Raw genomic sequence first — 13209 nt, forward strand, 5'->3', positions numbered from 1 at the left:
TCGTCGATCGGTCGGCGTCTTCGGGAGGCGTTCGACGCCCCCGGCCCACGCCGCTCCCCGGACCCGGGCCCGGCCGGTGGCACAATGTCCGACATGACGACGCCTTCACGGATCCTCGTGGTCGACGACGATCAGGCGATCGCCGAGATGGTCGGGATCGTCCTGCGCGGCAAGGGCTACGAGGTCGCCACCGCGCCCGACGGCGCCTCGGCGCTCGAGACCTTCCCGCGCCTGCGCCCAGACCTCGTGCTGCTGGACCTCATGCTCCCGGGCATGGACGGCATCGAGGTCTGTCGGCGGCTGCGCCGCGACTCCGGCGTGCCCATCATCATGCTCACCGCGCGCACCGACACCGCCGACGTGGTCGAGGGGCTCGAGGCCGGAGCCGACGACTACCTCACCAAGCCCTTCGAGCCGGAGGAGCTGGTCGCGCGGATCAAGGCCCGCGTGCGCCGCGCGGAGCCGCCCAGCACCGAGCAGCTGACGATCGGCGATCTCGCCATCGACGTCGACGGCCACGAGGTGCGCCGGGACGGCGAGCTGATCCCGCTGACCCCGCTCGAGTTCGACCTGCTCACGCAGCTGGCCCGCAAACCCTGGCAGGTCTTCACCCGTGACGTGCTGCTGCGCGACGTGTGGGGCTACCGCCACAGCGCCGACACCCGCCTCGTCAATGTGCACGTCCAGCGCCTGCGCTCGAAGATCGAGCACGATCCCGAGAACCCGCGGATCGTGGTGACCGTCCGCGGGGTCGGCTACCGCGCGGGCACCGCCTGAGCGGCGGTGAGCAGGTGACCGGGGCGGGGAGCCCCGTGCCCTCGGCCGCGGCCCGCCTCGGGCGCGCCCTCGACCCGCGTCACTGGCAGCTCGCGCTGCGGGTCGTGGTGGTCACGACGCTGCTCTCGATCCTCGCGATGCTCGCCGTGGGCGCCTACCTGTCCTCCGTGATCGCCGACGGTCTGTACGAGCAGCGCCGCGATCGGGTGCTCGAGGAGACGCTCGAGGTGCGCACGGACCTCACCGACACCCTCACCGGCCTCGCCGGGGCCACGAGCACCCAGCAGCAGGACGCCTCGAACGCCTTCGTGCAGTCGGCCGGTGGGCCGGGAGGCGGGGATCGGCGCGAGGTCGCCCTCGTGCCCGTGGAGACCTCCGGGGTCGTGTTCCCGGTCGCCTCCTCGGACAGCAGCCTCTTCCAGGAGGTCGACGACGAGTTCGCGGCCGCCGTCGCCCAGCAGCCGGACGAGGTGCTGTGGCGCTCGATCGGCCGGGAGGACGAGCAGGGCCGCACCGTCCCCGCACTCCTCGTCGGCACGCGGGTGGTCGTGCCGGGAGTCGGCTCCTACGACCTCTACCTCGTCTTCTCCATGCAGGAGGAGCAGGAGACCCTCGCCTTCGTGCAGTCGGTGATCCTCGGCGGGGGTGGCGTGCTGCTGACCCTCGTGGTGGGCATCGCGATCGTCGTCGCGCGCCTCGTGACGATCCCGCTGCGCCGCGCCGCCGTCGCCGCCGAGCGGATCGCGGGCGGCGACCTCCGCTCCCGGGTGGAGGTCTCCGGCGGGGACGAGCTGGCCCGGGTGGGCGTCTCCTTCAACGGCATGGCCGCGACCCTCGAGCAGAAGGTCGAGGACCTCACCGAGCTGTCCCGGGTCCAGCACCGCTTCGTCGCCGACGTCTCGCACGAGCTGCGCACCCCCCTGACCACCATCCGCATGGCCACCTCCGTACTGCATGCCGATCGGGAGCATCTGCCCGAGGACCTCCGCCGACCCGTCGAGCTGCTCTCGGCCCAGGTCGAGCGCTTCGAGGTGCTGCTCGCCGATCTCCTGGAGATCAGCCGCTTCGACGCGGGCGCCGCCCAGCTCGAGGCCTCCCGGGAGGACCTCGACGATCTCGTGCTGCGCGCCGTCGAGGACGTGCGCCATCTCGCGGGAGCACGCGGCTGCCTGCTGGACGTGCGCCTCGCCGGGCACGGGATGCACGCCGTGGTGGAGGCGCGGAGGATCGACCGGATCCTGCGCAACCTGCTGACCAATGCCATCGAGCACGGCGCGGGGAGCCCGGTGCTGGTGCAGACCGCCGGGAGCGAGGACGCCGTGGCCGTGGTGGTCCAGGACTACGGGCACGGGATCTCGCCCGAGGCGGCCCGAAGGGTCTTCGATCGGTTCTGGCGCGCGGATCCCTCCCGCGCCCGCACCCTGGGCGGCACCGGACTCGGCCTCTCGATCTCGGTCGAGGACGCCCGGCTGCACTCCGGGTGGCTCCAGGCCTGGGGCCAGGAGGGGGCTGGAGCGGTGTTCCGCCTGACCCTGCCCCGCCGCCCCGGCATCACCCTCGCCCGGTCCCCGCTGCCCCTGCAGCGTTCCTTCGACCGGGCCGACGCCGGAACCTACTCGATCACGCCGACGGGGGAGATCCGCATCGATCCCGCCCAACTGCCCGCCCTGGGCGAGCTGTCCCCGACCGAAGAAGGAGGCCCTCGATGATCCCGGACCGTCGCGACCTCCTGCGCGCCGCAGGGGTGCTCGGAGTGCTCGGCCTCGGCGCGGCCTGCGCCCGCATCCCCACGTCCTCGCCGATCGACTCGCGGCCGCTCGAGGTCCAGGAGCGGCCCGGCGCGCCGTACGTCCAGGCCCTGCCGCCGCCGGAGGACGCCACCCCCGAGGAGGTGGTGTCCGGCTTCGTGCAGGCCGGCGTCGGCTCCGAGGACGACTTCGCGGTCGCCCGCAAGTACCTCACGCCGGAGCTGGCCCCGGTGTGGGATCCGAGCGCCGCCGTGACCGTCTACTCCGGCAGCCAGGAGATCGAGGTCGAAACCCTCTCCGAGACCCGACTGGTGCTGCATCTGCAGACCCTCTCGGTCGTCGACCAGCGCGGGGTGCGCAGCCACCTGGCGAGCCCCCTCGCACGCGAGATCGAGATCGGGGTGGAGCTGATCGAGGGGCAGTGGCGCATCAGCGACGTCCCCGACGGGATCCACCTCTCGGAGGCGGCCTTCGAGACGCTGTACAGCCCCACCCGCCTCTACTTCGTCGACCCGCGGTCCGCCCACCTGGTCCCCGATCACCGCTGGTTCGCCGCACAGCGGGGTCCGGCAGCGATCCTCGAGGGACTGCGGCAGGGACCGGTCGAGATGCTCCGCCCCGCGGTCCGCAGCGAGATCCCCGACTCCGCGGAGATCGCTCTCGCCGAGATCACCACCTCGCCCGACGGCACCCTCCAGGTGGTGGTGCCGGCCCCGATCACCGCCCTGCCCACCGCGCGCCGCGCCCTCGCGCTCGCCCAGATGGAGGCGTCGCTGCGCTCCATGCCGGCGCTCGCCGAGGTGCAGCTGCTGCTCGCCGGCCGTGCCGTGAACGACGACGAGGAGGCGCGGATCGAGCGGGCCCTGCCCGGCCATCGGCCCATCGCCGCCGGCCCCCGCGGCGTCGTCGCCCTCGGCGAGGTGGAAGCGGGAACGGACCCGGTCCAGCTGGTCCCCGGTCTCGCCGGCCGCACCGTCAGCTCGCCGGTCATCGCGCCCGACGGGATCCTCGTCGCGGCGCTGGACACCGCCGGTTCGACCGTCCTGGTGGCGTCGACCGACGGTTCGGTGCCCGTGCGCGACGCCGCGGCCGGCGGCAGCTTCGTGCCCCCGCGGCTCGACGACGCGGGCTACGCCTGGACGTCGACGCGCACGAACGCCGGGGCACTGCTGGCCCTCTCCGTGCCGGACGCCCGGGGGGATGCCCGCATCGACGCCCCCTGGCTCGCCGGGCGCGAAGTGCGCGCCCTGGACCTCGCCGCCGACGCCACCCGACTGCTGGTGCTGTCCGCCGACGCCGGGGGCGCCCGGGTCGACCTCTGCGCGGTGGTGCGCGGTGAGGACGGGGCGCCCTCCTCCCTCACGGAGCCGGTCCAGCTGCGCACCTTCCTCGAGGACGTCACCCAGGCCAGCTGGTACGACGAGATCGCGATGATCCTCCTGGGCACGGACCCGAGCACCGGGGAGCAGCGGGCCCTGGTCGTGGACTTCGCGACGGGGAGGGACCCGCTGCCCTCCCCGCGACCCGGCACCGACCGCCTGGCCGGCACCGTGATCGCCGAGGCGATCTGGGCGGGCACCGACGCCGGGCAGCTGCTGCGCAGCGACGGCCAGACCTGGAGCGAGATCCCCCTCGAAGCGAGGGACCCGTCCTTCTACTGACCCGGGGCGGATCGTTCCTCCCCAGGGCGCCGTCATCCACCGCCGCGCCCGATCCCCGACGCCGCGGCGCAGGGTGCGGTGGGATCGGCACATGCGCACCGCCGATCCCCCTGTCCCCGGCCCCTCCGAGCGTGAGCAGCGCGGGGTCCTCGCCGCGGCGGGGGAGTGGGTCCGGGAGGTGCTCGCCCAGACCTGCGGTCTCGTCGCCCCGCGCGACTGTCCCTGCGGGACCGAGGGTGCATGGCTCTGCGCCGCGTGCCGCGCCCTGCTCAGCGCCCCGCCGGTGCGGGTCGATGCCACCTGCGACGCGCTCCAGCAGCTGCATGCTGCGCGGGTGCGGGACGAGGGGCCGGAGGCTCCCGCGGGGGTGGACCACGTGCCGCTGCTGCCCGTCTGGGCCCTCGGCGAGTACGGCGGGGACCTCCAGCGGATCGTCCTCGCCTGGAAGAACGGCGGCCGGCTGCACCTCGGCCCCGACCTCGCGCAGGGGCTCGCCCCGGCGGTCACCGCTATCACCGGGGCCGCGGGACTCCCCGACGACGGGCAGGGGCCGGACCTGGTCCCCGTCCCCTCCCGGCTCGCCGCCCGGCTGCGCCGCGGCGAGGACCACACCGCCGAGCTGGTCCGCGGGCTGGCGGCGCGGGGCCTGGGCCGTCCCCTGCTGCTGCGCGCGAGCCCGACGAACACCCAGGAGGGACTGGGATCCCGGGGTCGGCGCCGCCGCGGGATGCTCCTCGACGAGCGGGCCGCCCGTCACGCCGCCCGGCGGGGCGCCCCCGTGGTGATCGTCGACGACGTGGTCACCACCGGGTCCACGCTGCGCGCCCTGCACGGAGCACTCACCGCGGCGGGGCTGGAGGTGCTCGGGGCCGCGGTGGTGGCCTCCGCGCGGATCCCGGCTCCCGTCGGCCTCCCCGGCGGACGGAATCCGGCTTCGCGGGACCGTTGATCAGCGAACACCCCGGAAGACGTGGCATGCTTATGCGACCCGTCACACACGGACGATCCCCCTCTCGCCAGGAGGTGCGCACCCCAGCCGAAGAGCCACTGCGGCCGGGCTCCGAGCGGCCGCCCCTGATTGGAGGAGAGAACCTCATGGAGATCAATGTCGTCGGACGCCACATGGACGTCCCGGATCGTTTCCGCCGTCACCTCGCCGAGAAGCTCGACAAGGTCACCCAGCTCGCCCCTGCGGCGCTGCGGGTCGACGTCGAGATCTCGCAGGAGAAGAACCCCAGGCAGACCGAGCTCAGCGATCGCGTCGAGCTCACCGTGCACGACAACGGCGCCGTCGTCCGCTCGGAGGCCCGGGCGGACGATCTCTACGGCGCCCTGGACATCGCCTACGGGAAGCTGCTCGAGCGCCTCCGCCGCGCCCGCGACCGTCGCAAGGACCGCCACCGCGGCCGCGACAAGGCCCATCAGGGCGCCGGCGCGTCCGTCCGCACCATGCCCGCGGACCAGGAGCTGCCCGAGACCCTGCATCCGGCGAGCGCTGTCGCCCCCGCCCCGGAGGACGCCCCGGAGGCGGAGAACCCGCCCGCCGAGGGCGTGGACCTCGCCGAGGCCGGCAGTCCCGTGCTGATCCGCACCAAGAAGCACCCCGCCACGCCCATGAGCGTCGAGGACGCCCTCTACCGCATGGAGCTCGTGGGCCACGACTTCTTCTTCTTCATCGACGCCGAGTCCGGCCGGCACAAGGTGGTCTACCGCCGCCGCGGCTTCAACTACGGCGTGATCGAGCTCGACGGGGACCTCCAGCCCGCCGGCTGAGCCCCGCCGACGTCCGGCCGGGAGGAGCGTCTCCGCCCTCCCGGCCGGCTCATGTCCGGACCTCTGAAGGACCCATGACCCGCACCCTCACCTGGACCGCCGCCCGCCGCATCGCCCTGCGCTCCCAGGGGATCGGCCCGGCCCGTCGGCACGAGGAGCCCACGGCCGCCACGAGCCGCCGCGCCCTGCGGCGCACCCTCGAGCACACCCACCTGCTGCAGATCGACTCCGTGAGCGTCTTCGCCCGCGCGCACCACCTCCCGGTCTACACCCGGTCGGGTGCCTGGGATCCGGCGGTGCTGGATCGCGCCTCCCGGCCCGGCCGCGGACGGCTGGTCCATGAGGCCCTCGCCCACGAGGCGGTCTACACCACCGAGGAGGTCCACGCCCTGCTGGACTTCCGCCGCCGGGCCGTGGCGCAGCGCGACTGGGGGAACGTGCGCGGGGCGGCCGAGGCCTCCCCGCGCCTGCTGCCCCGCATCATCGCCGCCCTCGAGGAACTCGGTCCCTCGAGCGCCGCGGCCATCTCCCGCCATCTCGGCGACACCGAGCGCGGCGAGGGCTGGGGATGGAGGCGCACCTCGAGCCAGTGGGTGGTCGAGTACCTCTTCCGCGCGGGCTGCCTGGACTGCGTGGGGCGCAGTGCGCAGTTCGAGCGGCTGTACGTCGCCGTCGACGACGCGGCCGAGCGTCTCGCCGAGCTCGCCGCCGGCGGCACCTCGCTGACCGGGACGGTCCCCTCCGACGTGGCAGCGGACGCATCGACGGATCCGGGCGACCTCGGCGCCCGGCACGAGTCGGAGGTCCGAGAGCTCGTCGCGCGGGCGGCCCGCGCGCTCGGGATCGCCGAGATCAGCTCGCTCGCCGACTACTTCCGCCTGCGCACCGCCCAGGTGCGCCCCGCCGTCGAGGAGCTCCTCGCCGGCGGCGTGCTCGAGGAGGTCGTGGTCCGGCACCCGGCGGGGGACCGCACCCTGCTGCTGCACCGTGACGCCCCGGGGGCGTCGCCGCTGAGCGTCTCCGCGCTCGTGAGCCCCTTCGACCCGATCGTCTTCCACCGCCCCCGTCTGGCGCATCTGTTCGACGTCGACTACCGGATCGGGATCTACACCCCCGCCGCGAAGCGCACCACCGGCTACTACGCGCTGCCCTTCCTGCACCACGACCTCTTCCCGGCCCGGGTCGACCTGCGCGCCGCCCGGGACCGGGGCGTGCTCGAGGTGCGCGGGGCCTTCCGCGAACCGTTGCCCCATGTGCCCGCCGCGCGTCGGCCCGACGAGGAGGGGATGCTCGACGCCCTCGCCGCGGAGCTGCGCCACGCCGCACGCTGGCAGGGGCTCGACACGCTCGAGGTCGCCGTCGGTCCGGGGACCGGCTCGCTCTCCTCACCGCTGCGGGAGCGCCTCGCCGACGCCCGGGCGTCGTGACGATCGCCCCACCGCGTCACCCGCTCCGAGGGGGACGCTTACGATGGGTCAGCACCATCGCGCCCGGACGGGCGCCGATCAACGGATACGGGAGCACGAGTGGCACACCTCTTCGACAGGATCCTGCGCGCCGGTGAGGGCCGCGAGGTCCGCCGGCTCGAGTCCATCGCGCGGAAGGTCGAGCAGGCCGGCGAGGTCTTCTCCGAGCTGACGGACGAGGAGCTGCGCGCGGAGAGCGACCACTTCAAGGAGCGGCTCGAGGACGGAGAGACCCTCGACGACATCATGGTCGAGGCGTTCGCCGCCGTGCGCGAGGCGGCCGACCGCACTCTCGGCCAGCGCCCCTACGACGTGCAGGTCATGGGTGGTGCCGCGCTGCACCGCGGCCGCATCGCCGAGATGAAGACCGGTGAGGGCAAGACCCTCGTCGCGACCCTCCCCGCCTATCTCAACGCGCTCGCCGGCAAGGGCGTGCACGTGGTGACCGTCAACGACTACCTCGCCGGGTACCAGAGCGACCTGATGGGCCGAGTCTTCCGCGCCCTCGGCCTGACCACCGGCGTAATCACCTCGGGGATGACCCCCGCGCAGCGCCGCGAGCAGTACGCCGCGGACATCACCTACGGCACGAACAACGAGTTCGGCTTCGACTACCTGCGCGACAACATGACCCTCTCCCCGGCGGACCGGGTCCAGCGCGGCCACTTCTTCGCGATCGTCGACGAGGTCGACTCGATCCTCATCGACGAGGCCCGCACCCCGCTGATCATCTCCGGCCCTGCGGGCGGGGACGCCAACAAGTGGTACGCCGAGTTCGCGAAGGTTGTGAAGCTGCTGCGCCGCGACCGCGACTACGAGGTCGACGAGAAGAAGCGCACCGTCGGCGTCCTCGAGAGCGGCATCGACAAGGTCGAGGACCACCTCGGCATCGAGAACCTCTACGAGTCCCTCAACACGCCGCTGATCGGCTTCCTGAACAACGCCATCAAGGCGAAGGAGCTGTTCAAGCGCGACAAGGACTACGTGATCCTCAACGGCGAGGTGCTCATCGTCGACGAGCACACCGGCCGCATCCTCGCCGGTCGCCGCTACAACGAGGGCATGCACCAGGCCATCGAGGCGAAGGAGGGGGTGAAGATCAAGGCCGAGAACCAGACCCTCGCCACGATCACCCTCCAGAACTACTTCAAGCTCTACGACAAGCTCTCGGGCATGACCGGCACCGCGGAGACCGAGGCCGCCGAGTTCATGAACACCTACAAGCTCGGCGTGGTCCCGATCCCGACGCATCGCCCGATGCAGCGCAAGGACGAGCCCGATCGCATCTACCGCACGGAGAAGGCCAAGTTCGACGCGGTGGTCGAGGACATAGTCACCCGGCACGACCGCGGGCAGCCGGTGCTCGTGGGCACCACCAGCGTCGAGAAGTCCGAGTACCTCTCGAAGCTGCTGACCGCGCAGGGCGTGACGCACGAGGTGCTCAACGCCAAGAACCATGCGGGCGAGGCCGCGATCGTCGCGATGGCGGGTGCGAAGGGCGCCGTCACGGTCGCCACCAACATGGCCGGCCGCGGCACCGACATCATGCTCGGCGGCAACATCGAGTTCATGGCCCATGCGGATCTCGCGGCGCGCGGGCTGGACGCCGAGGAGGACCCGGAGGGGTACGAGGAGGCGTGGGACGAGGCCCTCGAGGCGGCGAAGGAGCAGGTCTCCGAGCAGCACGACGAGGTCGTCGAGCTCGGCGGCCTGTACGTGCTGGGCACCGAGCGCCATGAGTCGCGACGCATCGACAACCAGCTGCGCGGTCGCTCCGGCCGACAGGGTGATCCGGGCGAGTCCCGGTTCTACCTGTCGCTGCAGGACGACCTGATGCGGCTGTTCAACGCGGGCGCGGCCGAGTCGCTCCTGGCGCGCGGCGGCGTCGACGAATCCATCCCGCTCACCGGTCGGATGGTCTCGGGCGCGATCCAGCGCGCGCAGAACTCGATCGAGTCCCGCAACGCGGAGATCCGCAAGAACGTCCTGAAGTACGACGACGTCCTCACCAAGCAGCGCAAGAAGCTGTACGAGGAGCGGTCGCGGATCCTCGAGGGCGAGGAGCTCGAGGAGCACATCCAGCGTTTCATCGACGAGGTCATCGGCGGCACCGTCGCGGAGCACACCAAGGGCGTGAACCCCGAGGACGTCGATCTCGAGGAGCTGTGGGGCGCCCTGCGTCCGGCGTTCCCCGTCTCGATCACCGCGGACGAGCTGATCGAGGAGGTCGGCGGCAAGGAGAACCTCGGCGCCGACGTCCTGCGCGAGGAGATCCTGGCGGATGCCCGCGTCGCCTACGAGCGACGCCGCGAGGAGCTCGGCGACGAGGGTCTCGCGCAGCTGCAGCGGCGCGTGCTGCTCTCGGTGATGGACCGTCGCTGGCGCGAGCACCTCTACGAGATGGACTACCTCAAGGAGGGCATCGGCCTGCGCGCCATGGCCCAGCGCGATCCGCTCATCGAGTACGAGCGCGAAGGCCATCTGATGTTCAACGACATGATCGCGGGCATCAAGGAAGATGTGGTCGGCTACGTCTACAACCTCGAGGTGAAGGTCGAGAAGACCGAGCAGGTGGTGCCGAAGGCGGTCAGCGACCTGCTGCGTGCGACCCAGGGCGCGGTCAAGGCGGCGGGCGCCGCCGCGGCCGGCGCGGGAGCAGGTGCCGCGGCGGCGGCCACGACGACGGGCTCGTCGGAGGCATCGGACTCCGCGGACGGCGAGTCCGGGACGGCCGACACGGACTCCGACGCCGAGGGCGCCGCCACGTCGACGGACGAGGAGACCGCGGGCGCGGACGAGACCGCCGCGGACGCGGACGCCGCCGACGACAACGACTCCAGCGAGGAGGCGGCCGACGCGAGCCCCTCGGGTTCCGTGCGGATCGTCGCGAAGGGGCTGGATGACGGCCCGTCCGCCGGTCAGCTGCGCTACAGCTCCGCGGAGGGCAGCGGGGTGCAGGACTCCGGCACGCTCACCCGTGCTCAGCGTCGCCAGCGCGAGCGGCAGCAGCGCCAGGACACCACCGCGGAGAGCGCCGCCCGCACCACCCCCTCGGACAAGCCGGAGGGCGCGCCCAGCCAGTCCGGGGCGAACCGGGCGCAGCGACGCCGCGCGAGCAAGCGCCGCCGGGGCTGACCCGGGCCCGACACGCCGACCCGCGAGTGAGGAGGGCCGGTCCACCATCTGGTGGACCGGCCCTCCTGCCGTGATGAGGCGGTGCGGAGCTCTCACCGAGCGGCAGCTGCTCGGCCTCCGCGCCGCGAGGTCACCCGATCTCGAGCACCGTGACCCGCCATCCGGAGTGCCGCAGTTCCCAGCGCATGGCGAGGAAGCGGCTGCGCTCCGGCTCGCGGACCACGCAGCTCGCCTCGACGGTCCGTTCGTTGACGATGCAGGTACGCACCCCGGTCACCTGCACCCGCTGCACCGGGGCATATCCGGTGGTCGCGCGCAGTCGCCGGGTCAGGGCGGCACGGCGGGCGAGCATCGAGGTGACCTCGGGGGTGACGATGCGGGACAGCGCGTTCTCGGGCCGCATATCGCGCACGATCTCGATGGCGTGGCGCGCGACCGCCTCGACCATGCGCTGGACCTGCCCGGGATCGTCCGTGCGCTGGGGCCCGGACTGCTCCCCGGTGTGTGCCGGTCGGTGGTCGATGCTGGTCATCGCTGCTCCTGGGAGGCGAGGGAGGTGGGCACGATCAGTTCCTGCCCGGGGCGGATGAGCTCGGGATCGTCGCCGATCCTGTCGCGGTTGAGGTCGTACAGCAGGGGCCAGGCGGCGGCCACGTCCTGCGTGCTGTCAGGGCCCGGGCCGAGGAGGTCATCGGTGAGACTCCACAGCGTGTCCCCGGGTGCCACGGTGATCGTGCGCGCGGGGGGCGCCGAGGATCCGGGCGAGCTCGGTGGCGGAGGGGAGATCGGGGTCGGCTCAGGGACGGCGGTGTCCTGCGCGGACTCGGGCGGTGCCGTCTCCCATCCCAGGGGCGGCAGGTCCTCGGCCTCCGTCGCGTCCTCCGGGGCCGAGGAGGGCTGTGGCCGCTCGGCCGGATCGCCGGACGGGGACTCCGTCGGAGCCTCGGCCGGAGCGGCGGGCCGCAGCTCCGCGGCGACCGCGATCGGGCGTGGGGCCTCCTCGGGATCGGTCGACGGGGAGGCGGCGAGCGCCGGGCCGAGCACGAGACCGGTGGCGGTGGTCGCGAGCGCGGCCCCGAGCGTGATCCGGCGGGCGATGCGCGGGGCGATCACCCGCAGGGCGGCGAGAAGGGTGCGGCCCGTGCGGCTGGCGGGGCCGGCGATCAGGATCAGGCCGGCGAGCGACCAGATCACCGCGAGGTACAGGCAGAGGAGTGCACCGAGCGCTGCGGTCCCGGCCAGGAGCATTCCCTGCAGCGCGGCGGCGGGGTCGCCCGAGCGCGCGCTCGGCAGGAGGGCCGACGCCGCGGCCGTCATCCCCGCGGTCGCGAGGGCGGCGAGGACGGCCCCGCACAGCAGACCCCCGGGCTGTGTTCTGACGCTCTCGGCGCCGTCGTCGTACTGCTGCTCCATCGGATCCCCCTGACCCCTCGTGACACCCGGCCTGCCGACCGTGTCGTTTGATGCAGTTTGGTGTTGATCGATCTGTTTCCTGGGAACCTAGTGTGGATTGGGACACGGCGCAATGGTCCTTTAGTGCCATGTGGACGACGGCGGCCCCGCGCCACGGCCGCGGGAGCGGGGATCTACAGTGGCGGACATGGCTGACGACCCGCACCTGGACCGGCTCCTCGATGACCTCTCGGGGCGCCTCGCGCATCAGGAGCGGGAGGAGATGCTGGCGGTCTCCGAGGATCTGGCCCGCGCAGAGCGGGCGCAGCTGACCCTCGCGGATCGTCTGCGGGCATCCCTCGATCGCCCCGTGGTCCTCCAGCTGAGCGAGAGCCTGCGCCTCTCCGGTCGGGTCGAGGAGGTCTCGTCCTCCTGGATGACGCTTCGGGAGGATGGTGCCGGACGGGCCTCGCTGGTGCCCCTGACCGCGATCGTGCTCCTCGAGGGGCTGAGCGCCCGGGCGCGTCCGCTCGAGGAGTCGGCGCTCGCGCCGCGGGGACTGGGGGCGATGCTGCGGGGCATGGCGAGAGATCGCGCCACGGTCCGGGTGGAGACCAGGTCGGGTGGGATCACGGGGCGGATCGCCGATGTCGGGGCCGAGCTGATCGACGTCGTGTCGCTCCCGACGGGGGAGCGATCCTCGGTCCCGGGCTCCTCACGCCTCAGTGTGGTGCTCTCGTCGATCCTGGCGGTGCGTCCCCGCTGAGCAGGGAGCGGTCCGGAGGGATCAGACCTCTCCGCGGATCGAGGGGTGCTCGGCGGCCCGCTCCTCCTCGAGGATCTGGGCGGTAGCGGCGTAGCTGCGCTCGATGTAGGACTCGATCTCCGTGACCTCGACCCGCCACTGGCCGCGGCCGCCGACCTTGATCGCTCGCAGCTCGCCGGAACGGACCAGGGCGTAGGCCTGCGAGGCGGAGATGGACAGCATCTCGGCCACGTCGGACAACGGGATGAAGCGGGGCGCCACCACTGCTCCTTCCGACTCCTGCCGGCTCACGGGATGCTCCGGCGACTGCTGCTTTGACTGCGTCACGGATAGTCTCACAGCTTTCCGAGCATTCCGTGGGGGCGCTGTGGACAACCGGTCCGACCCCGTGCGGCGCCGAGGTCATGGTGCTCCGGCCCTCGGGTTGTCCACAATCCTCGCCCCGTCGGCCTCCCGTCCGCTCGTGCTCCCGTACTCTCCCGAGGGACCCG

General features: G+C 72.8%; 11 protein-coding genes. 8 read left to right on the forward strand and 3 right to left on the reverse strand.

Translation table 11 applies throughout. From position 1 onward, the window contains the following. The first annotated feature begins 84 nt into the window (after positions 1–84). From mtrA to secA, 7 genes are all read left to right on the forward strand, one after another. Positions 85–777: an MtrAB system response regulator MtrA gene (gene mtrA / locus V1258_RS00530; protein WP_329747868.1), complete on the forward strand. Its 693-nt coding sequence runs from the start codon at positions 85–87 to the stop codon at positions 775–777. 35 nt (positions 778–812) lie between these two features. Beyond that, positions 813–2486, forward strand: coding sequence for an MtrAB system histidine kinase MtrB (gene mtrB, locus V1258_RS00535; protein ID WP_329747870.1), 1674 nt, complete (start codon positions 813–815; stop codon positions 2484–2486). Next, a complete protein-coding gene (locus tag V1258_RS00540; protein ID WP_329747871.1) occupies positions 2483–4186 on the forward strand; it encodes an LpqB family beta-propeller domain-containing protein in 1704 nt (567 codons plus the stop codon). The genes mtrB and V1258_RS00540 overlap by 4 nt, the downstream gene beginning before the upstream one ends. A gap of 91 nt (positions 4187–4277) precedes the next feature. Further along, entirely contained in the window at positions 4278–5135 is an 858-nt protein-coding gene (locus V1258_RS00545; protein ID WP_329747872.1) for a phosphoribosyltransferase family protein, read from the forward strand. A 146-nt stretch (positions 5136–5281) separates the two neighbouring features. Next, positions 5282–5959, forward strand: a complete 678-nt coding sequence (gene hpf, locus V1258_RS00550) for a ribosome hibernation-promoting factor, HPF/YfiA family (RefSeq protein ID WP_329747873.1) — start codon at positions 5282–5284, stop codon at positions 5957–5959. Positions 5960–6033: 74 nt separating this feature from the next. Next, positions 6034–7386, forward strand: a complete 1353-nt coding sequence (locus V1258_RS00555) for a winged helix-turn-helix domain-containing protein (RefSeq protein WP_329747874.1) — start codon at positions 6034–6036, stop codon at positions 7384–7386. Between the two features lie 99 nt (positions 7387–7485). Next, a complete protein-coding gene (gene secA, locus V1258_RS00560; protein WP_329747875.1) occupies positions 7486–10560 on the forward strand; it encodes a preprotein translocase subunit SecA in 3075 nt (1024 codons plus the stop codon). 130 nt (positions 10561–10690) lie between these two features. Here secA and V1258_RS00565 read toward each other — a convergent pair whose 3' ends face one another. Both V1258_RS00565 and V1258_RS00570 read right to left on the reverse strand, forming a co-directional pair. Continuing rightward, entirely contained in the window at positions 10691–11092 is a 402-nt protein-coding gene (locus V1258_RS00565; RefSeq protein ID WP_329747876.1) for an Rv3235 family protein, read from the reverse strand. Next, entirely contained in the window at positions 11089–11973 is an 885-nt protein-coding gene (locus V1258_RS00570; RefSeq protein ID WP_329747877.1) for a LysM peptidoglycan-binding domain-containing protein, read from the reverse strand. Before V1258_RS00570 ends, V1258_RS00565 begins: the two co-directional genes overlap by 4 nt. 187 nt (positions 11974–12160) lie before the next feature. On the opposite strand from V1258_RS00570, the gene V1258_RS00575 reads away from it, so the two are divergent. After that, the gene (locus V1258_RS00575; protein WP_329747878.1) at positions 12161–12718 is read left to right on the forward strand and encodes a hypothetical protein; all 558 of its coding nucleotides are present in this window, start codon (positions 12161–12163) and stop codon (positions 12716–12718) included. Between the two features lie 21 nt (positions 12719–12739). On the opposite strand, the gene V1258_RS00580 is transcribed toward V1258_RS00575, so the two are convergent. Beyond that, positions 12740–12979, reverse strand: a complete 240-nt coding sequence (locus tag V1258_RS00580; protein ID WP_329747879.1) for a helix-turn-helix transcriptional regulator — start codon at positions 12977–12979, stop codon at positions 12740–12742. Positions 12980–13209: the final 230 nt, after the last annotated feature.

The sequence above is a fragment of the Brachybacterium sp. J153 genome (genome assembly GCF_036311905.1).
Taxonomy (GTDB): domain Bacteria; phylum Actinomycetota; class Actinomycetes; order Actinomycetales; family Dermabacteraceae; genus Brachybacterium.